The following is a 22435-nucleotide window of genomic DNA, read 5'->3' as shown; positions in this document are numbered from 1 at the left end:
TCCATATGAATGACCTTATGGTAAAATAATTCCATTACGTCAAAAAAGGAGGATCAGGATGATTCATTTGGAACCGGCAACCGACAGCGATGCTCTTGCTTTATTTGAACTGCAAGTCGCAGCGTTCAGTCCTTTGCTTAAGAAATATCAAGATTACGACACGAACCCTGCCAATGAAACGATTGACCGGGTCTACGCGCGCATTCATCATCCGACAGGCTGTTTTTTAAAGATCATCGCGGACGGACAGCTCGTCGGCGCGATCTGTATTCGCTGGAACGAAGACGTTTATTTCCGGATCAGTCCGTTGTTTCTGGCACCGGATGCGCAAGGCAAAGGATTTGCCAAACAAGCCATGCTGCTCGCGGAAGCCTGTTATCCGCAGGCTGAGACATGGGAACTGTCCAGTCTCTTCGAAGAGACGAAGACATGCGAGTTGTACGAAAAGATGGGATACGTCGAAATCGGTGTCCGAAAATCGTTGAACGGCAAAGCGACGCTGATTCAGTATCAAAAAATCATGGCCTGAAAAAGGAGAACTCGAATGTCGATGAAAAACACAATATCTACTGCTTTATTGTCCCTTACGCTGCTCGTTCCGTTGTCGCCGGACGCGATTGCTGAGACAAACGGACCGACGACGGAGCAAAAAAATGAGTGGTATCAACAATACGAGATCGTGATTGAATCCGTGAATCAAAGTCATCAGGATGGTGAGCTGGAGTTAGCCCCGATCTATGCCTTTCGGGATGAAGACTGGCGTCCGGTCGAGGAATTCAGAAAAATCGCGGAAAAGCGGAGTACGTTCAGGATTGCTTTGACGTCAAACGAGAAACAGGCGGTCAAGGAGGAATCGGCAAGTGACATTAATGTCCGACCGGATATCACGACCGCCTACAGTCAAAGTGCCGGACGTCATCTCTGTTCGGATACGGTTTCGGTCACGTCCGAATCCCGGACGAAAGGAAAATGGATTCAAAAAGGTTATACAGCGACGCGCATCGATGCCAATCAAACCTATGAAATCAGTCTCGGCGGTTACTATACGAAAGACGGCATCGTGACGGGACACATTCCGACAATTGAATTCCATTGCGGACGGAACGGTGAAATCAGCTGAAACAGAAAAAAGGAGAGTGCTGTATGTTGAACAAATTATTATCAGCTGCTCTGACCGCAATCGCCACATCCGGTCTGTTGACGTTAGTTTTATCCGTTCATGCATTTTTCGAAGATTTAGGAGATGACATCTATTTCTCATCTTTCGATCTTTTCGTCATTTACACGATCTATTCGTTTCCGATCATCTTCATTTCAGGAATCCTCGTCGACTGGCTGAACAAACGATTCATTTCAATCTTTCCTAAGCACCGGAAGGCTGTCGCTTTGCTATATGGTGTATCCGGCATTCTAATCGGCTTGCTCATTCTTTTAATGCTTCATGATGGAGCTATTCGCTCAAGTGAGCTGTCTGGTCTGTTGTCTCTTCTTATGCTTTTTTGTGCATCCGCGACTCTGTATTTTTGGATTTCGCAGAAAATCCTCAAAAAATCGCATAACCCCCCTAAAAAATGACTCACGGTTTGAATACCGGAGTCATTTTCTAAAGGTGCTTTTTCAATTATTTCGCAGCCTTTCGCACCGGACGTTTCCGGAGCGAGAGCAACGCCAACACCAGCGCAATCAATTCGAGCGGGAAATAGAGTAAAATCGCGACGTCAATGACGGCGTCTTGCGGATTCGAATTTTGGACATACAAATAGCCGGGAATGAGTGCAGCAAATCCAATCACTAAAAGAAGACCACCGATCCAAAGGCTGCGTTTTGAGAATCGCGCGAACGCCCAGTACAAAAGGACGAGCACCAACAGTTCACCAAACAAGACAAGGCGCAGTGCGGTATCACTCAAAATAACACTCGATGCATTGATTAATGTCAGGGTTAGCATAAACATCCTCCTCGATTCAATCGATTTTAAACGATTCGTTTAAACTGAATGAGCGTCACCTGTTGACCGTTTAATTCCGCTGTTTCCTCTTCATTGACTCGTTTGAATCCGTTACGTGACAAGATGATTTGCGAAGCGGTGTTTCCGTCCGTCGTTTTGGCCTGGATTTCTTGAATATCAAGTGCCGGACAGTATTCCATCAACAAGCGGACGGCTTGTGTCGCAATACCTTTTACCGTGTTCAACCGCCCGATCCGGTAACCGAGCTCGGCCCGCTTGGTGATCGGATGCCGGTCCACCAAGTTGATTCGGCCGAGAATGGATCCGGTTTCGTTTTTAATCAAAAAAAAGAACGATTTGCCGTCCAGCTGTTCCTGCAAGAGAGAGGCATGCCGCTCCCGGAATGTCTCCGGTTCGTAGTAATCATCCCCTCTTGACGGAATCGATTGTTCGAAATAACGTCGGTTATCACGTTCAAACGCGAATAATTCATCGGCATCTTGTGCCGTACAGGCTTGCAATTGAATGTTCATAGAAACCACCTTCTCTTTGTCATTTGGTTACCGATTGTCGACTCCCCCTTTCAAATCAGCGGCTGATTTGATCCTCTGTTATGATTATCTGTTGTATTCTCGTTTCCTTTCGCTATTCCTTTCTGAACTCCTAATTATTCCTTTCAAATTCCATATATTATCATTATAATTGTGTAGAATAACATTACAGTTCAAGTTAGGACATATCATGTTCATCAAACGAAATCATCATAATCTGGCTACCCATAATGTCCGTGTGTTTTATTTCATCACCTTGTTCGGCACGATCAATCTCCTCGATCCGGTCATCACCTTGTTTTATTTCCAGCGCGGCTTGTCGGCATCTGACATTCTGATCATTCTCTTCATGTATTGTGCCGCGACGTTAGTATCGGAAATCCCGACCGGTGCCTTTGCCGACCTCTTCGGACCAAAAGCATCGTTTTTAACCGGCAGCCTGATCAGTATTTTCTCAACCAGTCTGTTGCTGATTGCGGATGACCTTTGGTGGTTTTCCATTCAGGGACTGCTGTGGGGATTATCAACGTCCTTCTTTTCCGGTTCAGACGATGCTCTGATTTACGAATCCTTAAAGGAAAGTGGACAGGAAAAGACGATGAGTCAGGTCATGGCGAAGATCTCGTCTGTCATGTTTTTCGTCACGATTTTTACCAGCCTGATCGGCGCCTTTCTCGTCCGGGACTTGGCGGAAAGTCAGTTCCAATTTCTGATCCTCATCGGAATTCTCTTCAAAATCATCGAATTCCTGTTGATTTTCAGTCTGATCAACCCTAAATCTTTTGACCAGTTCCGGGACAACCCGTATACCCATGTCAAAAACGGTTGGCAGATTATCCGCCGATCACCGGATCTGATTAAAGTTTTTCTCAACTTCACGATTGTGTTGATTCCATCTGTCGTCATTTTCGGGAAATTTGAGCAACCGAACGTGACGGGAGCCGGACTTCCCGTTGCATGGCTCGGCGTTTTGTATGCAAGCGCCGCTCTACTCAGCATGCTGATCACCCGACATCTCGCCTGGCTGTTGCTCCGGTTTAAACGGACGACGTTGATGCAACTGTCCGGCGTCGTCACACTGCTTGCTGTTACGTTGGCCAGTTTCCTGTTTGACAGCTTATGGATTGCCTTAGTACTCTTTTTTGTCCTGCGGATGCTTCGGTCAATCCGCCAACCGCTTTATTCCGGAATCATCAACGAACACATCCCGTCCGGCAGCCGGGCGACGACGCTCTCGTTGCTCAATCTCGTCGATTCCGCGTTCGACTTAATCATTCTCGGAACGATGTCGTTTGTTGCGACATTCGGACTGTCGGCCATCTTTATCGGTTGTGCTCTGATTATCGGAGTCGGTCTGTTGTTTCCGGTACGGGAAGCGAAACATGTACAGGAGCAAGAAGGGAGACATATCGTATGATTTACCGGAAAGTAATTTCGGCTTCGATCTCCGGCGCCATCTTTGCCATTTTGTTCGGTCTGTTCGTTCCGGATCCGACGAGCGCTCCTGCCAACTCGATTTGCCAGTATCTTTCAAGTGTTATAATCACCATCCCGTTCCACCTGATGTACAGTTTTCCGTTCATCCTGATTTACGGCGGGATGAAGTCACTGCTCAGTGAGGTCATCAGCCGACGGATCACCAAACATCAAAAAGCTGAATTCATTGTATCGGGTGTATTGCATCTGGCATTCGGATCTGTTTTTTTCCTGATATTTAATCCTTACGCCGGTATCCTCAGCTTAGCTGCAGCACTCCTGTTTTTCGTGACAGATCGTTACTTACAAAACAAACGAGCTTCGTACCGGCTGACGCAAGCCTTGATGAGTCTTGAAATTCCGATTGGTGTTTGGATTTTGTTCATGGGAATCGTTTACCTTCAAAGCCTGGTAGCTGGAAACTGAACAAGAGCGGACGACCTGACACTCCAGGTCGTCCGCTCTTTTATTAAAAGTACGTATTAAATCCGATTTCCTCTTCCTGCAGAACACCATTTACATTTATGTATTCCGTGGTCAGATTTCCGTGCCGGAGTAACTTCTTTTTCTTTATAGCCGTTGCCAGCCGCATCAGATTTTTTTCTTCCGTCGGTAACCGGTCCCGTTGCAGTGTAATCGTAATGAATGGCGGGATTTTTGCTTTTTGATATTTGCTTGACGATGTCGGATCCAATTTCAACTGTTGGACATCGTCCTGATAATAGACGGCCCTGTACACCGTCCCTTTACCGAAGATGTTTTCAACAAGCGGACGAATCTGTTCCGTCAGTTCCTGTGACCACTGCTCAGACAAGTACGTATCCGTGACCTGCTTTGTCTGCTGATCGATGTAGACGAAAAATTCCGTATTGGTTTTTGGCTCCTGTAATTGTACGGCATAATCAAACTCAGAGTATTTCCCCGCGGCATCATAAAAGACACCTTGCAGTTCTGCCTGTTTAAAATACTTTGCGATGTATGATTTTGTCTCGCGCCCCACACGGTCGGCTTCCGGTTCGTCCGGTTCCATCGACTGGACATACAGGAAAACCACCAGACCGGACATCACGACCATGACACCGAAAAGGCTCAGTACTTTTTTAGCAAAAGCATTCATGACACTCCTCCTTTTTTTCTTAATATTACCATCCTTTTTATTAAATTGACTAAATTCATCCATATTGCACTTTCGCATTTCGTTTCCTATCCCTACAATGAACATAACCGATTGATCTCTGAATTCTACTAATTGAAAGCGTGGTGGAGACATGCGCCGAATCATTTGGCTGATGCTGTTGAGTCTATTCATAGTAGGCATTTTATCCGGTTGTTCCGATCAGGCATACGTGATCGAAGAACTGAACGGCAATCAGCTTTCGCTCGGTCCGGACGACCAAAATCCGGAGGAACAGTATGCCTTGACCGAAGTCACACTGGACGGCGAGACAACAATTGACGGGCGGACGAATCAATTATCCGTTCTCCAAAAGGGGGATATTATCCGCTTTGCATACCGGAACGGTAAAAAACCGCTCGTCGCAACGATTGAGCGGGTGAAATAATTTAGAAAGAAGGTTGAACAGATGGAACTGTCCGGAAAACGGATTCTCGTCACCGGTGTCACCGGGACGCTTGGACTGCGCATCGCAAAACGATTATTGTCAGAGGCGCTTGAAGTCCGGGGATTGATACGACAGGCGGAGCGGTTCAACGAATTCGAATCACTCGGGATCACGCCGGTTTTTGGTGATTTGACCAATCAAACGTCACTTGAAAAAGCGATGGATCAGATTGACTGGGTCGTCCATTGCGCCGCCTATCTCGGTGATGATGAAAATCTTGCCCGCCAGTCGAATGTTGAAGGTGTCATTCATTTAGCAACGGTCGCGTTAAATACCGGAGCACGTGTCCTTCACATCTCGACGACATCCGTTTACGGGGAACCGGCAGATGGTCATTTGACGGAGTCGTCGCCGCTCGCGGTTGAACATCCGGCACCCTATATCCAAACAAAAATCCGGTCGGAACAGATTCTAAACGATTACGCCGCCCGCGGCTTGGACGTCCGGATTCTCCGCCCCGGTGCCATTTGCGCCGAACAGGATTCCCACTGGGGCGACCGGCAAGTCAGACGGATGCAGGAAGCGGATTGCGTGACCTGGGTCCACCCGGACGATCTCGTCAACTGGGTCCATGCCGATAACATTGCCGAGATGGTTTTCCTCGTCCTGACACGTGGAAAACCAGGTGATGTGTTTCACACCGTCGATACCAACATTCCGGAAACGGACTTCCGGATGCGGATGGTTGAAGCCTCCGGCAAACCGTATCAAATCCCTGATCGTGTCGCGGAACGTCCGACCTATGCAACAGACAAAATCAAGACACTCGGTTACGAACCGGTTCGATCGTTTGACGAGACAATAGAGCGGTTGCTCCAGTTGTTCTCACTGCAACCGAACGCCAAATAAAAGAGCTTCTTCTGCCTGACTAACGAAACGGAGGACTGAAATGAAAAAACAGTTGATTTTCATCCTGCTGAGCAGCATTTGTCTGACTGCCGGCTGTGCGCGGGAAACCGAAACGATCTCAACGACCGACATCATTGCGAAGGAAGCCCGCCAGGATCAATCAGCGGATTTAATCCGGATCCATGATCGTGTCTATAAACGGAGCGGCAAAGATATGACCATCGTGAAAAAAGATCTGGTTTCCATTACGACCGTCCAAAAACAGTTATCTGGAAAAGAAGCACTTGCCGACCGGACAGCAACCGACTGGCCGAAAGGAACGAAGTTGTACCAGTCAAAAAATTCAACGGGCGAATTGTACGTGTTTCAAGGGACTGTCGCGTTTCGGTACGAAGCCATTGCAGAGGGCTGAACCCGTTTCAGGACATCAGTCCGAACCTTACGATTTTGTTAGTTAAATCTCTTAAGGCTAGATGGTACACTAGCGGCATTATGAACAGCCATCCGCTAAGGGAGACTTCCTATGAAAGAAACCACGCCTACATCCACTTCTGTAACGACCAATGAAAAAATCATCCGCTTGATTCAAGGACTGCACCAATTGCACACAGCACCGATGAAAGCTGCCCACTATCAAAAGTTAGCCCGCTATTTACCGTATCCGTCCCTGTCGGAAATCGAACGGCGGTTCGGCTCCTGGACCCGTTTGCTCGAACAGGCGGGAATCATCCGGACTTCCGAACTATCGACTGAAAAACGGGCGGTGCTCGACCGCTCGAAAACCGATTCGGCAAACAGTGACCGCTGGAGTGTTGATGACAGCATCGCCTTTTATGTCAAAACATGCGGCTCCCGGATAACCATCCGGTCCTATTCCGAACTGAGGGCCAATTATCCGCAAATGATGAGTGCGAATACCATTATCCGCCATCACGGAACCTGGAAACAGGCGTTGGCTCATTTTCAATTATCGTCAAGCGGCCTCTACTCAAATGAAGACTGCTTAAATGCCTTACGCGAAGCCTATGACGCGATTGGTCCGACTATCACGAGCCAGGAATATGTCCGGTACTCCCGGACACATCAAGCTCCTTCCTTAACGTTATTGATTGAACGCTTTTCCAGCTGGCGGGAAGCCCTGCGACTGCTCGAGGAGACACTGGACACAAAAGGTTGATCCCCGTCTGAGGATCAACCTTTTGTCATCTGTCAGATAATTCACCTGGACGTGCAGTAAAAACAATATGATCCTGACCTTCCTGACAATCGGTCAATGTAAAGACATATCCTTCGTTTTCAGCTTTCTTCTGCATGTTTCGACAGACTTCTTTTTCCCGGTCGTCGGCCTGGGAACAGTATTCGTCGCGCGATGAATCCAGTGAATAGACGAACTGTTTTCCGTCGTAGGTGATGTCTTCCAGAATTGCATCTCCTTCCGTCGTATAGTTCGTGATCCGAATTGTGTCTTTTTTATTCGCCTCCACCCGCTGTAAAAACGTTTCAAACTGGTCAACGTTCGCCCGTTCCGGTGTCGTGACGATATCGCCGTTTTTAATGGCTTCCTCTGACGGGTAATCGTTACTTGCACAACCGGCAAGCATCAGAATTCCAACTCCAAACAACAGATAGATTCGTTTTCTCATCCCCATCCCTCCTTCAGAGTGTCGTCGCAACGGTTTGTAAATCGTCAGCCGTCTCGGCAATCGATTCCGCGATATGGCGCATCCCTTCAATCGTTCCGGCAACCTGTTCCGTATCCTGCGACAGCGTAATGATCTGTTTCGAGACATCGACCGTTTGGCGGGAAATCGTCGTAAAGGCGGTGACGACGCGCGCCAGCTCCTCCGTCGTTTGCACGACCGATTGTTCTGTTCCGTTCATCCGCCGTGAGACTTGTCCCATTTTCGAGGTGATTTCCTGCGCGATGCTTGATGCTTCTGACGCGGAACGTTTACTTTCTTCCGCCAGTTTCCGGATTTCCTGGGCGACGACGGTAAAGCCACGTCCCATCTCGCCGGCCCGTGCGGCCTCGATCGAGGCGTTGAGACTCAACAGGTTCGTCTGATCGGAAATCGCCGTCACCATTCCGGCAATTCGTTCGATTTCTTGCGATAAAAAAGCAAGTTGCGTCATCTGTTCCGTCGTCTGCGTCATCTCGTTGACGACGTGCTCGAACCGTTTCGTTTCCGCCTCGACCAAATCGACGCCATCCTCTGCTTCTTTCGCGGCTTGGCTTAATTGCGTCGCAATCGTTCCCGTCGTCAACGAAACCTGTTGGGCATGTCGCTCCATTTCCTGAAAACTGGCGGACGATTGTTGACTCATCGCGGCCAGTTCCTCTGTCGACTTTTGAACGGTCTGTCCGACACGCTGTTTCGCATCCGTCACCGTCTGCCGCTCGGCATCGACCATCTCCTCATACATCGTCAAAACGATCTGTTGTTCGAGATTAAACAGTTTCCCGGCGGAGCGGACAATCCGGACCTGTTCCGACTCCGGTAACGTACTGTCCTCGATTTGCCGGCTCAAGACGTTTAATACCTTTTGGAACGCGGCGATGTACCACTTGTTTTGCAGGCCGATCCGGACATGCCGGTCGGCGATCCGTTTTCGGACGTTGATGTAGTCCGGTGTGACCTGTCCGTCAAACATTTGGAGGATATGCTTGGCGAGCGTTCCTTTTAACCGTTCAAGCGTCGAATGCCGTTCAATCAGTTGTTTCAGCTCCGGCACCCGGACCAACTCCGCATAAAACGCATCAACCATCTGCGGCATCCACTCCGCGACATCGTGACGGATCAAACGAACGATTTGTAAATCCTCGACCGTCAAATCAATCAGCTGGAGTTGTTGCGCAAATGCTGACCCCGCTTCTAAGCGAACATGTACCTGTTCTTGTTGCATCCGTTCTGAAAACGTCATCTCTTGTTGTTTTGCCCACCATTTCACACTATCGATCCCCTTTTTCAATCATCTCATCTTGTATAACGGCTCCATACTGCCAAAGATGAAGCATTTTCCTTTGAATTCCCAATATGGAAGACCTTTTTTCCAAAAGAGTGACAGATATGACCGAATATTCGAAAAAACAATCCGTCCGTGACGGATTGTCAGATCTTTTAGGATACGGTTCGTTGAAGAAGCCATTGATCGAGACGATGCAGTTGTGACGTAAACCCTTCTTTCATCCCCATCTCAAGGACTTGTTTTACCGCTTCCTCGGTCTTAAAGTCCGACCGGAACACTACCCGAGTCCGGTCACCGACGGCTTCGAACGTCGTCACGTTTTCACTGCCCGGCAATTCTTCGGAAATTGTTCCGGAAGCATCCGAAAAATAATCGGCGTGGGCGTAACTTTGCGGGGCATCAATTTGTCGGAAGATCGCTTTTCCCCACGACTCCATTCCGTAGAATTCCCTTGCGCGGGATCCTTGCAGCGCATACAGTAATGCCAAATGCCGCCTTCGACGAAATCAAAGGTCGTGATTTCCGTTTGCCAGCCTTCCGGTCCCCACCAGGCTTCGAGATACTCTTTTTCCGTAAATGCGGCAAATACCAGCTCACGTGGAGCGTTGAACGTCCATTCCATCTGTAAAATGGAACCGTCGACTTTCGTTTTTAATTTTTCCTGCATCTTCATTCACTCCTTTAGGTTGACTGTGTCCTGTATCTGTTCCAAATATCCTTCAAGTCGTGTCATCCGGCTGACCATCTGCTGTTCAAACGATTGGCTCCACGCAGTGAGACCTTGGAACGGCTCTGTTCGCAAATGATAAATCCGGCGGTTCGCGGCCGGTTCGATGCGAACGAGATCTGCTTCGAGCAAAACCTTTAGGTGTTTTGATGTCTGCGGTTGGTTAAGACCTAACTGTGCGGCAATCTCACCGACCGGCAACGGACCTGTCTTTAACAGTTCGACGATGTTCAGGCGATTGGTATCGGATAATGCAAATAACGTACGTGCAAGCCTCTCTGACATAATTTCCACCTCTTCTTATTTATATATACCCTTAAAGGAATATTCCAAACAAAGAATATATAAAATTGAGCGAAACAGTTGTCAGATGAAACGAACGTACAGTATCGTCAAAGCACACGCATGTAAAGAGAGAGTGAAGTCTGATGAAAACCGAATGGCTCGAAGCCTTTCACGTCACGGCGGAAACATCCAGCCTGACGAAAGCGAGCGAACTTTTGCATATGACGCAACCGGCGCTTAGCAAACAAATCAAAAATCTCGAACAGGCGGTCGGCGCTCCCCTGTTCACACGGACGACGAGCGGCGTCTCATTGACGCCGGCAGGAGAAATCGTCTTCAAAGACGGACAAAAAATTCTCGAACAGCTCGATGACATGCAACGAAAAATTGATCAGTTGCAGGGACAGACGTCGTTTACACTCGGTTCATGGCCGAGTGTCGCCATGTCTTACCTGCCGCAACACTTCGCCAACCATCCAACAGTGGGCGGTCCGGAACTGAAGATCAAGACGGCCCATACGTACATCGAACTGATGGCCGGTTTGGAGCAGCATCAGTACGATGCCGTATTGCTCGACGATCGGCAAATCGAGCATCCGTATCCGTCGACGCATCTGTATACGGAACCGTTTTTACTGTACTTCCATGAAGCCGATGAACGGTTCGAAGGCTGTGTCGATGTCCGGTTCGATCAAATCGAAGCCTCGTCGTTCCTGTCTTTGCCGATTGACTGTGACTCGACGAATATCCTGAAAGCCGCGTTTGCGGAACGCGGGGCGACCTATACCGTCGCCTCGGAAATGGAATTTGGTTCAAGCGTCCTTGGCTTCATCCGGGCAAAACTCGGGATCGCGATTTTACCGGCAATCTTTCAGGATGGTCTCCCGCCGGAAGTCCGGACATTGCCGATCACCGGCTTTGACGTGACACGGGAACTATCTCTCGTAACACGGGATGCAGAACACCATCAGACATTACTCCGTTTGATTGGTCATCCGCGTAGCCGTTGATTCAGTCGGTTCCGCAGAGCGTCGATTTCGGAACGGTCGAGCGTCTGATCGTCGATTTCACCGTAACGGACCACATGATAGAGCATCGGATCAATCGTCAACTTGATCCGGTCGAGCCAGTCCTGGACCGTTTCTTCCGGCCGGCGTTTTGATCCGTCCGGCAGCTGCCGGTCAAAAGAAGCAATCAATTGACGGACTTCGGAAACGGAGTCCGTTTGTTGTCGTTGTTGCTCCGGATGCCAGTCAAGCGGTGCTATCTTCGGACGTAAGATTTGCGAATCCCCCTCTTCCGTCGGTTCATGCAACTGTTTACGCCGACGGTATCCGAGTAACCGGCGGAACACAAACACAGATAAGAAGGCTGTGACCAGTGCTCCGACCGGCAGCAGCATATCCGGCAAGAACAAGGAGGCACCTTTGATCATTGGACCTTTCGGGAACGGTTTTGCTCCAAATTTCGGCCCCTTCATTGCTTTGCGCGGCTTAATTTTGTAATGGAAGGTATAATCTGCCGGTTTATAAATATAAGTCGTGTAGACATAACGTTCAAAAGCAACCAGCGATGTGGCCATTACCAAAACGGATAGAATCATCAGTCCGAGCTTCCGTTTCATGTCGCCCCTCCTTTTTTACCAAATAATAACGTATCGTTATCAGTCCATCAGCATTTTTCTTTCTTTTCAGTCAATTTGAGCGTACAGTAAAATTACACTGTCAGAATAGGATGTGATCATATGTACTTACCTTCGTTTCAACTGGATCAGAAAACCGTTCTTGTGACCGGTGCCGGTCGCGGCATCGGCCGTGCCCTGGCGATCGGAATGGCGGAAGCTGGCGCGGATGTCTTACTGGTCGCCCGGACGGAATCCGATTTACAGGAAACCGCAAAACAAATCGAACAGCTTGGACGACGGGCCTTTGTTTTGACGTGCGACGTCACCGACCGGACGCAGGTCCAGGCGACAGTCGACCGTGCCTATACATATGTCGACCGGATCGATGTGCTCGTCAACAACGCCGGAATGAACATCCGCTCGAAAGCACTGGATGTCACCGAGGACGAGTGGGAAACAATCCAGCAGACGAACTTAAAGTCTGCCTTCCTATTCTCACAGGAAATCGGTCGCCGGATGCAGGACACGGGCGGCAGTATCCTGAACATTGCTTCTGTTGCGGGACATGTCGCCTTACGGACCGGTGTCGTTTATGCGACGACGAAAGCCGCCTTGATTCAGATGACAAAAGTCCTAGCGCTTGAATGGGGTCCGAAAAATATCCGCGTCAATGCGATCGGACCGTGGTATTTCAAGACACCGCTGACGGAACCGTTGCTCGCCGATCCCGCTTATTTGCAGGACATCGTTGACGTGACACCGCTCGGCCGGGTCGGTGAACTGACGGAACTCGTTGGACCGGCTGTGTTCCTTGCGTCGGACGCCGGAACGTACGTCACCGGACAGACGCTGTTCGTTGACGGCGGGATGACGATTAAAGGATTTTAACGTGAGACGAAAAGGACTTCCGATTTTAATCGAAAGTCCCTTTTTCTGTCGTGTCCTATTTTTAAAGTGAGGTGGGAAAACCAGATGGATTCATTAAGAGATACGATTGCTGTCGTTACCGGCGCATCCCGCGGCGCCGGTCGCGGAATCGCTTACGAACTGGGACGATCCGGAGCAACCGTCTACGTGACGGGTCGCAGTAAGCAGGAAAGCTCCACCGACGGTCGTCCGGAAACGATTGAACAGACGGCCGCCGGTGTCACGGCTCGCGGTGGTTTCGGTATTCCGGTCCGTTGTGACCATACCGATCCGGACGAGATAACTTGCTTGTTCCAACAGATTCAAGACCAGCACGGGCGGATCGACCTGCTCGTCAACAGTGTGTTCGGTGGTTCGGAAGCTTCCCTTCCTGCGGGGCAAGGCAAACGATTTTGGGAACGTCCCCCGGAACACTGGGACGCGATGATGGTCGCCGGCCCGAAAGCCTATTTGCTGACGACGAGGGCGGCTGTTCCGTTGCTTCAGCAAAGTCCAGCAGCATTGATCGTCAATTTGACGTCGTTCACGCCGGATCAAGCCGCCGGCAATTTGTATTATGACTTAGCGATGCAGTCGATCAATCGGATGACATTTGTGATGGGTCAGGAACTTCGAACGTCTCGCATCGCTTCGATTGCGCTCTGTCCCGGCTTCATGCGGACGGAACGGGTCGTCGACGCAGGCTTCAGCAGTGATGCGACTGAAACAACTGCTTATGTCGGACGGGCTGTTGTCGCCCTTGCCCAGGACCCGGATATCCTGCAACGGACCGGGCAAGCTTTGTTCGTGTCGGATCTCGCACGTGACTATGGCTTTACGGATCAGGACGGAACGCAACCGGCGACGTTTATAACGTAACTTACGCTTTCCGCTTTGATATTTGAATGGCCATAATAACCGGATAGGCGGTAATCGCTAAAATCCAAATTAGCTTCATCATCAGAGGTTTGCTCCTTTTATATGCGATTTATTTGATTCGCTTACACTTTTAACGATTGAGCTTGTAATCAACAAGAAAAACGGATAGATCAGGAGTGAGCCGATTAAAATAAAGCCGACAATCGGCCCTGGTGCATCCCCTTCATAAGTCACTTGAGATTCCTGTCGTACGGTTTAACCGATAGACGTTGAGAAACGCTTCTAACGGAATAAGTAAGGCGACCGCATACATGATGCTTATTGCATTGATTTTCAAAAACGTTTTTATAATGCCTTCTCCTCTCTATAACAGATTTTCATAGTATACATACGTGTCTAAACAGAAAAAGAAACACACAAGGAGGAAACGAAGATACTTCATTCAAGCACTCATGACTTAATCTACCAAGCTCTTACAAATTACGGTCTCGATTTCCACTCATTCGAAATCGAACCCGTCTCTTTAACGACCTACGGCAAACACGGAGATTTACACTACAAAATCCTGGTCGATGAACGACCTTATTCGATTCGTCTGTTACCAAAAAAGCGTTATGTCAATTCTGATTTGTCCCAATCTACACCGGATCTACTTACAAAACAGTTGCGGTACACCGATTATCTGCGGGCAAACGGCATTCCTTTCATGAAGTGCGTGAAACCAACAGATGAGGCTCTTTTTACGACAATCATGGATTCAATCGGACAGGAGTGGACATGTTGTCTGTTCCACTGGATCGACGGACACCACGTGACGGCGAATACAGAACAGACAGCCGCTCGGATGGGTCAGTTAGCCCGTCAGTTACATGATGTTTCGCTGCACGAACAGGAAATTCAGTTTCCGTTTATTGATCATACGGTTACCTATCAGCGTTGGCTCGGCGATTTACAACGGCTCTCGGCTTCTCGAATGCCGGAACCGGTCCAAAATTCATTTCAGGAGTACCTGACTTTGGCACAACAACATCTCGACACCGCAAGACTCCCAAAATCTTCTTCACTTCAACCGGTCATTTCGACTGACTTGAATTCGCTCAACGTCTTATGGGATTCTGATCAACACATCGTTGGAATCGTTGATCACGAACACATCGGTGCAACCGACCGTGTGCAGGATTTGGCCTGGTTGATCAAATGGTATGCCCGGACGGAAGGGATTGACTCGCATGACGTGTCCGGCCGTTTAGCCAAAAGTTTACTGACCCACTATAATTCGCCGACCCTCCTCGTACCGAAAGAGGATCCGCGACTGGCTTCGTTGCTCTGGCTCTCGGGCTGCATGAATCTTCATTTCGTCGAACGGACGAAACAGCTTGCGTTCGATGCAGAAAACAATCCGGTCGGTTATGATCAGTTTCAGCTTCATTTGCAGACATACCGTCTTCGGGGCGAGCGACTGGTCGGTCTGTTAACCTAACAAAAAAAACAAGTCACAGGACTTGTTTTTCATAATACGCGGAACGGACTGACGCTGTCGGATGATTTTAAACGATATGTAGCAATTGGTTTAAAGTGGCTGTTCAGTGTCTTGACCTGGTACTTGCCTGTTTGCGTAACTAACTCAAGGACATGATAGGTTTTCGTTTTGCTGTCGTACGTGTAGTCGATCAAATCATGATCATTGTTATACAAAAGACGGGCTTGTTTCGTCCGATGATTGATTTCAAAGAAACAGTCCATATTAAAAATCAGTTCGGTTTCCCGTGAGAGCATCTGTGTTTTCTCTACTCCACCTTTTACATACTGGTTCGAAGTCATCGTTTTCGTGCTGTGTTGTTTTTTTGTATCGTAAGACAGAATCGTTAATTTATTATCGTTCTTAGGTGAGGTACCGTAAATCTTCAGTTGTGAACCGGCCAGGCGAATGTAATCGGCATAAATTAATTCTTTGATGGTCTCATGCTGGAGAGGCTTCAATGATGTTGGATCAAAGGTATGGAGTTTGATTGAGTAATCGATTCCTTTCATATGATCTGCCAGTACATACAATTTATCACCGGTCACGATCAAATCTTTTCCGAAGCCGGTATAACGTTTCGTTGCCCCGATTTTCTTGAAATCCAATGTATATTTCGAGAGTGCAAATTGATTGATTGTCGACAAACTCATCACGTAATACACATTTTTGTATTTCTTAATCCGCATCGTTACCGGCTCAATTTGCTTGATGGTCGTCTTACTATTTTTTAAATTGATGACACGGTTATGATACGAGCTGTACAACAGTCCGTCATGCAGACGATCAGCGCCTTTCAGCGCATAGCGCACCGTTTCAATCTTTTTATTGCCGATATAAGTCTCGAATATCGTAAGTGGTTTTTCATAACTTGTTGAAACGACTTGATATGTATCGCTTTGTGCTGATACCTGATGATTTAATCCAAATGAAGAACTGACAATCGTTGCTGCTATCAGCAGCTTATAAGCTTTTTGCATAAGTTAGACCCCTTCCTGAATTTGTCACAACACCTGAAACGGCATCAAACGACCGGTCGGCTGAAACCTATAATCGGCAACCGGTTTGAAGTGACTGTTCAGTGTCTTGACACGGAAATCTTTTGTCTCGAAATTCCCTTCGAGCACGTGATAAGTTTTGGTTTTGCTGTCATATACATAGTCAATCAGTGCCTGTTTACTGCTGTACAGAACCTGGACCTGCTTCGTCTTTTGATTGACTTCGAGCATGGAATACATATTGAAGACTAAATCTTTTGTCGGCGATAAGGCTTTTGTCTCGTTGACCCACATGACGGGTTGCTTGGACGTCAAAACGATTTTGCCCTGTTGTTTTTTTAAGTCATACGACGCAATCGAGAGTTCTTCCCCTGCTTCTGTTTGATTACCGTAAATTTTCAACTCATTACCGGCATGCCGGAAATGAAATGCAAAAACCATCGGCTTGATTTTTTCAAGATGAAGCGACGTAAAATGTGTAGTATCAAACGTATGTACTTCAACCGAATTCGTTTCCGTTTTCATGTTATTCGCGAGAATATACACTTTATCTCCGGTTACGATCATGTCCCGCCCATGACCATCAACTCGTTTCGTCTGGCCGATTTTTTTGAAATCAGACGAATATTTTGTCAGTGAAAATTCATTGAGATTCGACATCGACAAAGCGTAATAAGCATTTTTATACTTCCTAATCCGCAGTGGTGAGTCGGCGACTTTTTTAAGTGTTGTCTTACTATTTTTCAGATTAATCACCTGGTCACCGTAGGAACTGTATAACAAGCCGTCATGCAGACGGTCGACACTGCCGAGTTTGTAACGTACCGTTTCCACTTTCTTTCCGCCGATGAAGCTCTCGATTTGGGTCAACGGTTGACTGTAGCTCGTCGAAGCAATTTTGAAGCTGTCCGCCTGGGCAGACGCTGCTTCACTGAAAGCGAATGTACTGCCGGCAACGATGAAACCAACCCATAATGTATTTCTGATGGACACGTCTTTTATCCCTCTCCACGCAAACTGTATTGAGGTTTAGGCAACCGTCACATCCTGACGTCCACTTTCTCCTCTATACAAATAATACCCATTTAATGTCACTTAGAAAGTCGTGAATCATTAAATGGGTCAATTCGTTTTTCAGGAACAGAATTATTTTTTAACGACCGGCCGCATCGGATCAAAGACGGTTTTCGAGTCAAAGAACGGATCCAAGACTTTGGTCTTCCCGGCAATCGCCTGGCGGAGCCGGATCCCGTCGACATTAATCCGCGCCTGACGGTAATAGTCTTTGCCTAACTGTTTCCAGGCATGCTGCGACGCATCGACGTTATAAAAATAATGGAACCCTTGTTGCGTCAAATAACGGTATTTATCCCCCGTATACCCATGCCAATTCTGAATATCACTGCCAAATGGATAAATCAACTGCCGCGTCGTTCCGATCAATGGAGCGACGTCACGGTTATAGCGCGCCGTATCCGCCTGAAGCGTTGCTAGACTGACTTTTCCGATCGCGATGTGACCATACGTGTGGCTGGCAAATTGCCATCCGTCCTTCTTCAAGGCCGTTGCAGTCGCTTTTGCCTGTTGACGCGCCTGCTCAACTTTAGAAGAACTTCCGTACTGCGCATACGACGACCGGTACCCGAGAACGCCGTTATAGCCCGTGATACCAAGCAATCCTTTTGCGCCGTGGTAAGAGAAGTCTGGATGGCGGTTGACGAACGCATCCACGATCGGCACGAGATCATACGCACCGTCCGGTTTTCCGGTCATCGAATTGGTGAGCCGCCCGTTTTTCACTTTCAACGTCGTCGCAAAACCGTCTCCCGTCATATATTCATAGTAGTTGACATCATCCTGCGACAGGACAAGCGGCTTTTTGCCCTTTGGAAAAGGGAGCCCCTTTTCCGTCATCCGTCCTTCTTTCCACGCCGCAAGATCAGTCGGTCGGACGAGGACATAGTTCCGCTGATACAAAGCGGTTAACATCCGTTCGAACTCCCCTTGCGTCACCATATAATCATCGTAGCCCTGCTGTTTCCGGTCCCCGTCAAAGGCGCGTTTCGGTTCGGCGATCAAGGAGTGGAAAAACAGGTGCGGGACGGACGTACCGGCTTTAATCATACTGAGATCCGCCTGTTTCGCCGCGTATTCCTTCCGCTTTTGTTTGGCTTCCGTCGTCTTTAACCGGTCGACAATCCGGATCGCCCGGGCGTAATCATACTGAGCGGCAATGAAATCAGCGCGCTTTAACTCCTGCCGTATGTAATCCGTGTCTGTCGCCTGTCGCTCGGTCTGTTTTGCTTTCGTTGCCGATACGGCCGACTGTTGATTACATCCACTGACCAGCACAATTCCGGCAAGCGTGACTCCGATCCACTTCCTGTTCATATTCATCCCATCCCTTCTTCGATCTGAGGTTTTCTGTCATTATTCTTTATATTCCCGATTATTCAGTTGCTTAACGGTTTTCCCGGGGGTATTCCAGTTCGTTATGCCCTCCATCCAAAGCGGAAGTACACAAACCGGCCGGATGGGTGTTTAATAAGGGACGTAATGAAAACACACGGAGGTGCCACACATGATAGAACAAAATGTAATCAATGGAGTATGGTATGACACAGAGGAAACGATTCCGGTCTTCAACCCGGCAACAAAAGAATTGCTCGGACACGTCCCGAGCAGTACAGCAGACGATGCGCAACGTGCCGTCGATGCAGCAAGTACGGCATTCGTCGACTGGTCGGAACGGACGGCCGATGACCGCGCTGATAAAATCGATGCCTGGTACCGCTTGATTCAGGAACACCGCGATGAACTGGCAGACATCATGACACGTGAACAAGGAAAACCGTTCATCGAAGCACGTGGAGAAATCGATTACGGGAACCAATACGTCCGTTGGTACGCAGAAGAAGCACGCCGGATTTACGGCGAAACGATTCCGGCATCTGTGCCCGGAAAACGGCTCTTCGTTGAAAAAGAGCCGGTTGGTGTCGTTGCGGCGATCACACCATGGAACTTCCCGGCGGCGATGATTACACGGAAACTCGCTCCGGCGCTTGCTGCAGGCTGTACGGTCGTCCTCAAACCATCGGAAGAAACACCGTATACAGCACTTCGCCTCGTCGAACTGGCGATTGAAGCGGGTATTCCGGCTGGTGCCATCAACGTCTTGACGGGAGACGCTGCAACCATCAGTGGTGTCTGGCAAGCCGATTCCCGCGTCCGGAAAATCACGTTCACGGGCTCGACAGCGGTCGGTAAATTAATCATGCGTCAAGCGGCTGATACAATGAAAAAATTATCACTTGAACTCGGTGGTCACGCTCCGTTCATCGTCACGGAAAATGCGGATCTCGACAAAGCCGTTCAAGGTGCCATCCGCTCGAAATTCCGCAACGGCGGTCAAGCCTGTGTCGCAACGAACCGCTTTTATGTCCAGGCATCGGTTCTCGACACCTTCACTGAAAAATTCGTCGCCGAAGTCAAGCGGTTGAAAGTCGGCAACGGACTCGATGCCGATTCAACAATCGGACCGTTGATCAATGCAAAAGCTGTTGCTAAAGTCAAAGCACATATTGACGACGCCGTCGCAAAAGGCGCCACGATTTTAACAGGCGGCACAATTGACGACTCCGTCGGTTATTTCGTCGAACCAACTGTCCTCGGTAACGTGACAGAAGACATGATTTGCATGCAGGAAGAAACGTTTGGTCCGCTCGCACCGATTTCTGTCTTCGAAACACTCGACGAAGTCATCGAACGCGCGAACAACACACCATACGGTCTTGCCGCATATGCGTTCTCTGAAAAAATCGACGAAGCGCTTCGTCTCGGTAAAAAACTCGAGTACGGCATCGTCGGCTTAAATGACGGTGCTCCATCCGCTGCTCAAGCACCATTCGGCGGTTATAAAGAAAGTGGACTCGGTCGTGAAGGCGGCGTCTACGGCATCGAGGATTACCTCGAAGTCAAATACTTGTCACTCGGTTAATCGCAAAACAGCCCCTGTCCAATGGACAGAGGCTGTTTTTTCGTTTACTCGACGTACTCGTAGAGGACGACACTTTCGATATAGTGGATGAACCGGCGTAACTCTTTTTCTTCTTCGCCGGACAAATCGCCTTCCTTCGACATCGAAGCGATTTCCTGACGCTGGACTTCGATTGCCCGTAAACAGAGTTCTTCTTTTTGTTGATCGACGTCGGCTTTCCCGCCAACCGGTGACGACCAGCGCGTATGCTTAAACCGTAAGCGTTTGTAGAATTCGAGCACGCTTTGGACGACATCGGCCGGATAATCGCCGCGGCATCCATCGAGACGGCTGATGACTTCCCCCATGACCTGTTCGTACAGCTCATGTTCGACCTGCGTCAAGTGAATCAACTGATCGGACGACATGTTTGACCGTTTCCGTTTCCAGAGGATTTTGCGGATCGGTTGCGACAGGCGGAAGCGTGCTTCCTTCTCAATCGCTTCACGCCGGTTATCGATCGACCGGAAAACTTCTTTTTTCAGCTGATCGGGCGTCTTATGCTCCTGCAGGAACTGCTTCGTAAAGTCGCGTTCCCACTGGACAGCCTCAAGCCGCAGTTTTTTCAGCTGTTGGTTGAAATGGGTTAATTCTTCCTCACTTTTCTCCTGGGCCCGTAGAAGACGCAGCATGACATGATATTCATTTAATAAATCAAAGGCGACGGTCGAGTTTTCTTCCTGCACGACCTGTTTGATTTCCGTGATCGCCCGTTTGACCATCCGCTGTTTATACGAATTCAAATCGAGTTCCGGCTGGGCATCGGCCTCTCCGCGGTTAAGCAACGGCAGAAGAATCGTTGCAAGCACCAGCGTAAAGATGATGACACCGGCCGCGAGGAAAATGATCAGCGACCGTTCCGGGAACCCTTCTCCTGATTCGGTCACGAACGGTAATGACAAGACCCCGACCATCGTGATCGTTCCGCGGACGCCGACGAGTGTCGTGATGACATCCTGCTTAAACGACGGTTTGCGGTGATCCGCTTTTTTCAGGAAGCGATGGTCGAACCAGTTAAAGAACATCGTCCAAATCAGACGAATCAACAGAATGACCGTTCCAATCTCAATAACGAACGACATCAGACGCCAGTTATTGATCGCATCATCGGCAAAGATTTCACGTGTCGCTTCCGGTAACGTCAGACCGAGCAACAGGAAGATGATCCCGTTTAAGATGTAGGCAATCATCGTCCAGATATTGTCCGTCAATGTCTGTTCCTGAGCGAAAAACGTTTCGGTCCGCTCTTTAATCAACGCGTGCAGGATTCCGCCTGTGACGACGGCGATGACGCCGGATGCATGCAGAATTTCTTCCGCGACGAAAAAGATGATGAACGGTGTCAGGATTTGCAGTAACGCATAGAACACGACATCTTCAATCCCTGTCCGCCGTAATTTCATCTTCAGCCAGTTCATCGCGATGCTGATCGTAAGACCGACGACCGCTCCGACGGCGAACATGTAGACGAATTCCGTCGTTGCCTGCTGGATCGAGAAGTAACCGGTGACGACGGCTGCGACCGCGTAACTGAAGGCAACCAATCCCGAGGCATCATTGATCAATGACTCACCACGGACAAGATTTAAGATCTGTTCCGGAATCTGGACGCGTTTTGCAATCCCGTTGACGGCAATCGGGTCGGTCGGTGACAGGATCGCGGCGAGCGCAAAGGCAGCCGCGACCGGAATGACCGGTACAAGCCAGTTGATGAAATAACCGCCGATGACCGTCGTCAATAAGACAAGGACGATGGCATTACCGAAAATCGCGGCGCGCATCTTCCACAACTCATCGCGCGGAAAGTGCGAACTGTCGTTATAGAGTAATGGTGCGATGAATAATAACAGGAACCATTCCGATTCGACTTCAATCTTCAGTCCGCTGATCAGCAATGCCGTAATCGTCCCGACCAGGATTTGAATCAAGGCGGTCGGAATGAAGCGGATGTAATGACCGAGTACCTGTGTCAAGATGATTAAGGCAAGCATTAACAAAATAAGTGATAACGTTTCCATAGAAAACCCCTTCCATTCTTACCATGTTTC

Annotated in this window: 27 protein-coding genes; 14 read left to right on the top strand and 13 right to left on the bottom strand. The window is 48.8% G+C overall.

Translation table 11 applies throughout. From position 1 onward, the window contains the following. The first annotated feature begins 58 nt into the window (after positions 1-58). From EXIG_RS07720 to EXIG_RS07710, 3 genes are read left to right on the top strand one after another with little or no spacing between them, the layout of a single operon-like run. Positions 59-529, top strand: coding sequence for a GNAT family N-acetyltransferase (locus tag EXIG_RS07720; RefSeq protein ID WP_012370369.1), 471 nt, complete (start codon positions 59-61; stop codon positions 527-529). A 21-nt stretch (positions 530-550) separates the two neighbouring features. Then, positions 551-1120 (top strand): hypothetical protein, encoded by a 570-nt coding sequence (locus EXIG_RS07715; protein ID WP_148206611.1) that lies wholly within the window; start codon positions 551-553, stop codon positions 1118-1120. A 23-nt stretch (positions 1121-1143) separates the two neighbouring features. Then, positions 1144-1575, top strand: coding sequence for a hypothetical protein (locus EXIG_RS07710; protein ID WP_012370367.1), 432 nt, complete (start codon positions 1144-1146; stop codon positions 1573-1575). 46 nt (positions 1576-1621) lie between these two features. Here EXIG_RS07710 and EXIG_RS07705 read toward each other — a convergent pair whose 3' ends face one another. Together EXIG_RS07705 and EXIG_RS07700 are read right to left on the bottom strand one after the other, a co-directional pair. Beyond that, positions 1622-1948 (bottom strand): hypothetical protein, encoded by a 327-nt coding sequence (locus EXIG_RS07705; protein WP_012370366.1) that lies wholly within the window; start codon positions 1946-1948, stop codon positions 1622-1624. 26 nt (positions 1949-1974) lie between these two features. Continuing rightward, positions 1975-2481: a GNAT family N-acetyltransferase gene (locus EXIG_RS07700; RefSeq protein WP_012370365.1), complete on the bottom strand. Its 507-nt coding sequence runs from the start codon at positions 2479-2481 to the stop codon at positions 1975-1977. 208 nt (positions 2482-2689) lie between these two features. On the opposite strand from EXIG_RS07700, the gene EXIG_RS07695 reads away from it, so the two are divergent. Together EXIG_RS07695 and EXIG_RS07690 are read left to right on the top strand one after the other, a co-directional pair. Continuing rightward, positions 2690-3916, top strand: a complete 1227-nt coding sequence (locus EXIG_RS07695) for an MFS transporter (protein WP_012370364.1) — start codon at positions 2690-2692, stop codon at positions 3914-3916. After that, on the top strand, positions 3913-4401 hold the full coding sequence (locus EXIG_RS07690; protein WP_012370363.1) for a hypothetical protein: 489 nt from the start codon (positions 3913-3915) through the stop codon (positions 4399-4401). Before EXIG_RS07695 ends, EXIG_RS07690 begins: the two co-directional genes overlap by 4 nt. A gap of 43 nt (positions 4402-4444) precedes the next feature. Here the strand turns inward: EXIG_RS07690 and EXIG_RS07685 are convergent, their stop codons facing one another. Further along, positions 4445-5092, bottom strand: a complete 648-nt coding sequence (locus EXIG_RS07685) for a hypothetical protein (RefSeq protein WP_012370362.1) — start codon at positions 5090-5092, stop codon at positions 4445-4447. Between the two features lie 151 nt (positions 5093-5243). Between EXIG_RS07685 and EXIG_RS07680 the strand changes: the two genes are divergently transcribed. The 4 genes from EXIG_RS07680 to EXIG_RS07665 all read left to right on the top strand — a co-directional run bounded on the left by EXIG_RS07680 (position 5244) and on the right by EXIG_RS07665 (position 7623). Next, positions 5244-5537 carry a hypothetical protein gene (locus EXIG_RS07680; RefSeq protein ID WP_012370361.1) on the top strand — a complete coding sequence of 98 codons (294 nt, stop codon included), beginning with the start codon at positions 5244-5246 and terminating at the stop codon, positions 5535-5537. 21 nt (positions 5538-5558) lie between these two features. Beyond that, positions 5559-6446, top strand: coding sequence for an NAD-dependent epimerase/dehydratase family protein (locus tag EXIG_RS07675; protein ID WP_012370360.1), 888 nt, complete (start codon positions 5559-5561; stop codon positions 6444-6446). Between the two features lie 40 nt (positions 6447-6486). Next, on the top strand, positions 6487-6858 hold the full coding sequence (locus EXIG_RS07670; RefSeq protein ID WP_012370359.1) for a hypothetical protein: 372 nt from the start codon (positions 6487-6489) through the stop codon (positions 6856-6858). Between the two features lie 111 nt (positions 6859-6969). Beyond that, positions 6970-7623: a homing endonuclease associated repeat-containing protein gene (locus EXIG_RS07665; RefSeq protein ID WP_012370358.1), complete on the top strand. Its 654-nt coding sequence runs from the start codon at positions 6970-6972 to the stop codon at positions 7621-7623. A gap of 25 nt (positions 7624-7648) precedes the next feature. On the opposite strand, the gene EXIG_RS07660 is transcribed toward EXIG_RS07665, so the two are convergent. From EXIG_RS07660 to EXIG_RS07645, 5 genes are all read right to left on the bottom strand, one after another. Further along, positions 7649-8089, bottom strand: a complete 441-nt coding sequence (locus tag EXIG_RS07660) for a DUF4362 domain-containing protein (protein WP_012370357.1) — start codon at positions 8087-8089, stop codon at positions 7649-7651. Positions 8090-8102: 13 nt separating this feature from the next. Then, complete coding sequence (locus EXIG_RS07655) at positions 8103-9395, bottom strand: globin-coupled sensor protein (protein WP_012370356.1); 1293 nt, start codon at positions 9393-9395, stop codon at positions 8103-8105. A 170-nt stretch (positions 9396-9565) separates the two neighbouring features. Beyond that, positions 9566-9817: an SRPBCC family protein gene (locus tag EXIG_RS16160; protein ID WP_268741716.1), complete on the bottom strand. Its 252-nt coding sequence runs from the start codon at positions 9815-9817 to the stop codon at positions 9566-9568. Continuing rightward, positions 9727-10080 (bottom strand): SRPBCC domain-containing protein, encoded by a 354-nt coding sequence (locus EXIG_RS16155; protein WP_268741714.1) that lies wholly within the window; start codon positions 10078-10080, stop codon positions 9727-9729. Before EXIG_RS16155 ends, EXIG_RS16160 begins: the two co-directional genes overlap by 91 nt. 6 nt (positions 10081-10086) lie before the next feature. After that, on the bottom strand, positions 10087-10425 hold the full coding sequence (locus EXIG_RS07645; RefSeq protein ID WP_012370355.1) for an ArsR/SmtB family transcription factor: 339 nt from the start codon (positions 10423-10425) through the stop codon (positions 10087-10089). A gap of 143 nt (positions 10426-10568) precedes the next feature. Between EXIG_RS07645 and EXIG_RS07640 the strand changes: the two genes are divergently transcribed. After that, positions 10569-11435: a LysR family transcriptional regulator gene (locus EXIG_RS07640; protein ID WP_012370354.1), complete on the top strand. Its 867-nt coding sequence runs from the start codon at positions 10569-10571 to the stop codon at positions 11433-11435. Here EXIG_RS07640 and EXIG_RS07635 read toward each other — a convergent pair. Beyond that, entirely contained in the window at positions 11417-12049 is a 633-nt protein-coding gene (locus tag EXIG_RS07635) for a hypothetical protein (protein ID WP_012370353.1), read from the bottom strand. The two genes, EXIG_RS07640 and EXIG_RS07635, sit on opposite strands and share 19 nt — an antisense overlap. 120 nt (positions 12050-12169) lie before the next feature. Here EXIG_RS07635 and EXIG_RS07630 point away from each other — a divergent pair, with 120 nt between their 5' ends. The 3 genes from EXIG_RS07630 to EXIG_RS07620 all read left to right on the top strand — a co-directional run bounded on the left by EXIG_RS07630 (position 12170) and on the right by EXIG_RS07620 (position 15314). Next, positions 12170-12937 carry an SDR family NAD(P)-dependent oxidoreductase gene (locus EXIG_RS07630; RefSeq protein ID WP_012370352.1) on the top strand — a complete coding sequence of 256 codons (768 nt, stop codon included), beginning with the start codon at positions 12170-12172 and terminating at the stop codon, positions 12935-12937. Between the two features lie 84 nt (positions 12938-13021). Beyond that, positions 13022-13834: an SDR family NAD(P)-dependent oxidoreductase gene (locus EXIG_RS07625; RefSeq protein ID WP_012370351.1), complete on the top strand. Its 813-nt coding sequence runs from the start codon at positions 13022-13024 to the stop codon at positions 13832-13834. Between the two features lie 628 nt (positions 13835-14462). Continuing rightward, positions 14463-15314 carry a phosphotransferase gene (locus EXIG_RS07620; RefSeq protein WP_167315845.1) on the top strand — a complete coding sequence of 284 codons (852 nt, stop codon included), beginning with the start codon at positions 14463-14465 and terminating at the stop codon, positions 15312-15314. Positions 15315-15343: 29 nt separating this feature from the next. On the opposite strand, the gene EXIG_RS07615 is transcribed toward EXIG_RS07620, so the two are convergent. The 3 genes from EXIG_RS07615 to EXIG_RS07605 all read right to left on the bottom strand — a co-directional run bounded on the left by EXIG_RS07615 (position 15344) and on the right by EXIG_RS07605 (position 18742). Next, positions 15344-16333 carry a hypothetical protein gene (locus tag EXIG_RS07615; protein ID WP_012370349.1) on the bottom strand — a complete coding sequence of 330 codons (990 nt, stop codon included), beginning with the start codon at positions 16331-16333 and terminating at the stop codon, positions 15344-15346. A 24-nt stretch (positions 16334-16357) separates the two neighbouring features. Continuing rightward, positions 16358-17344, bottom strand: a complete 987-nt coding sequence (locus EXIG_RS07610) for a hypothetical protein (protein WP_012370348.1) — start codon at positions 17342-17344, stop codon at positions 16358-16360. Between the two features lie 153 nt (positions 17345-17497). Continuing rightward, positions 17498-18742 (bottom strand): polysaccharide deacetylase family protein, encoded by a 1245-nt coding sequence (locus tag EXIG_RS07605; RefSeq protein WP_148206610.1) that lies wholly within the window; start codon positions 18740-18742, stop codon positions 17498-17500. A gap of 190 nt (positions 18743-18932) precedes the next feature. Here EXIG_RS07605 and EXIG_RS07600 point away from each other — a divergent pair, with 190 nt between their 5' ends. Further along, a complete protein-coding gene (locus tag EXIG_RS07600; protein WP_012370346.1) occupies positions 18933-20348 on the top strand; it encodes an NAD-dependent succinate-semialdehyde dehydrogenase in 1416 nt (471 codons plus the stop codon). A gap of 44 nt (positions 20349-20392) precedes the next feature. On the opposite strand, the gene EXIG_RS07595 is transcribed toward EXIG_RS07600, so the two are convergent. Then, the gene (locus EXIG_RS07595; RefSeq protein ID WP_012370345.1) at positions 20393-22405 is read right to left on the bottom strand and encodes a Na+/H+ antiporter; all 2013 of its coding nucleotides are present in this window, start codon (positions 22403-22405) and stop codon (positions 20393-20395) included. Positions 22406-22435: the final 30 nt, after the last annotated feature.

It is taken from the genome of Exiguobacterium artemiae 255-15 (genome assembly GCF_000019905.1).
GTDB lineage: Bacteria > Bacillota > Bacilli > Exiguobacteriales > Exiguobacteriaceae > Exiguobacterium_A > Exiguobacterium_A artemiae.
Note: the sequence above shows the minus strand (reverse complement) of the source record. Positions and strands in the feature narration are given on the sequence as shown.

Excerpts from the sequence above, each read along its gene's own strand:
- EXIG_RS07720 (WP_012370369.1), top strand. The coding sequence starts at position 59 with ATGATTCATTTGGAACCGGCAACCGACAGCGATGCTCTTGCTTTATTT.
- EXIG_RS07715 (WP_148206611.1), top strand. The coding sequence starts at position 551 with ATGAAAAACACAATATCTACTGCTTTATTGTCCCTTACGCTGCTCGTT.
- EXIG_RS07710 (WP_012370367.1), top strand. The coding sequence starts at position 1,144 with ATGTTGAACAAATTATTATCAGCTGCTCTGACCGCAATCGCCACATCC.
- EXIG_RS07705 (WP_012370366.1), bottom strand. The coding sequence starts at position 1,948 with ATGCTAACCCTGACATTAATCAATGCATCGAGTGTTATTTTGAGTGAT.
- EXIG_RS07700 (WP_012370365.1), bottom strand. The coding sequence starts at position 2,481 with ATGAACATTCAATTGCAAGCCTGTACGGCACAAGATGCCGATGAATTA.
- EXIG_RS07695 (WP_012370364.1), top strand. The coding sequence starts at position 2,690 with ATGTTCATCAAACGAAATCATCATAATCTGGCTACCCATAATGTCCGT.
- EXIG_RS07690 (WP_012370363.1), top strand. The coding sequence starts at position 3,913 with ATGATTTACCGGAAAGTAATTTCGGCTTCGATCTCCGGCGCCATCTTT.
- EXIG_RS07685 (WP_012370362.1), bottom strand. The coding sequence starts at position 5,092 with ATGAATGCTTTTGCTAAAAAAGTACTGAGCCTTTTCGGTGTCATGGTC.
- EXIG_RS07680 (WP_012370361.1), top strand. The coding sequence starts at position 5,244 with ATGCGCCGAATCATTTGGCTGATGCTGTTGAGTCTATTCATAGTAGGC.
- EXIG_RS07675 (WP_012370360.1), top strand. The coding sequence starts at position 5,559 with ATGGAACTGTCCGGAAAACGGATTCTCGTCACCGGTGTCACCGGGACG.
- EXIG_RS07670 (WP_012370359.1), top strand. The coding sequence starts at position 6,487 with ATGAAAAAACAGTTGATTTTCATCCTGCTGAGCAGCATTTGTCTGACT.
- EXIG_RS07665 (WP_012370358.1), top strand. The coding sequence starts at position 6,970 with ATGAAAGAAACCACGCCTACATCCACTTCTGTAACGACCAATGAAAAA.
- EXIG_RS07660 (WP_012370357.1), bottom strand. The coding sequence starts at position 8,089 with ATGAGAAAACGAATCTATCTGTTGTTTGGAGTTGGAATTCTGATGCTT.
- EXIG_RS16155 (WP_268741714.1), bottom strand. The coding sequence starts at position 10,080 with ATGCAGGAAAAATTAAAAACGAAAGTCGACGGTTCCATTTTACAGATG.
- EXIG_RS07645 (WP_012370355.1), bottom strand. The coding sequence starts at position 10,425 with ATGTCAGAGAGGCTTGCACGTACGTTATTTGCATTATCCGATACCAAT.
- EXIG_RS07640 (WP_012370354.1), top strand. The coding sequence starts at position 10,569 with ATGAAAACCGAATGGCTCGAAGCCTTTCACGTCACGGCGGAAACATCC.
- EXIG_RS07635 (WP_012370353.1), bottom strand. The coding sequence starts at position 12,049 with ATGAAACGGAAGCTCGGACTGATGATTCTATCCGTTTTGGTAATGGCC.
- EXIG_RS07630 (WP_012370352.1), top strand. The coding sequence starts at position 12,170 with ATGTACTTACCTTCGTTTCAACTGGATCAGAAAACCGTTCTTGTGACC.
- EXIG_RS07625 (WP_012370351.1), top strand. The coding sequence starts at position 13,022 with ATGGATTCATTAAGAGATACGATTGCTGTCGTTACCGGCGCATCCCGC.
- EXIG_RS07615 (WP_012370349.1), bottom strand. The coding sequence starts at position 16,333 with ATGCAAAAAGCTTATAAGCTGCTGATAGCAGCAACGATTGTCAGTTCT.
- EXIG_RS07605 (WP_148206610.1), bottom strand. The coding sequence starts at position 18,742 with ATGAACAGGAAGTGGATCGGAGTCACGCTTGCCGGAATTGTGCTGGTC.
- EXIG_RS07600 (WP_012370346.1), top strand. The coding sequence starts at position 18,933 with ATGATAGAACAAAATGTAATCAATGGAGTATGGTATGACACAGAGGAA.
- EXIG_RS07595 (WP_012370345.1), bottom strand. The coding sequence starts at position 22,405 with ATGGAAACGTTATCACTTATTTTGTTAATGCTTGCCTTAATCATCTTG.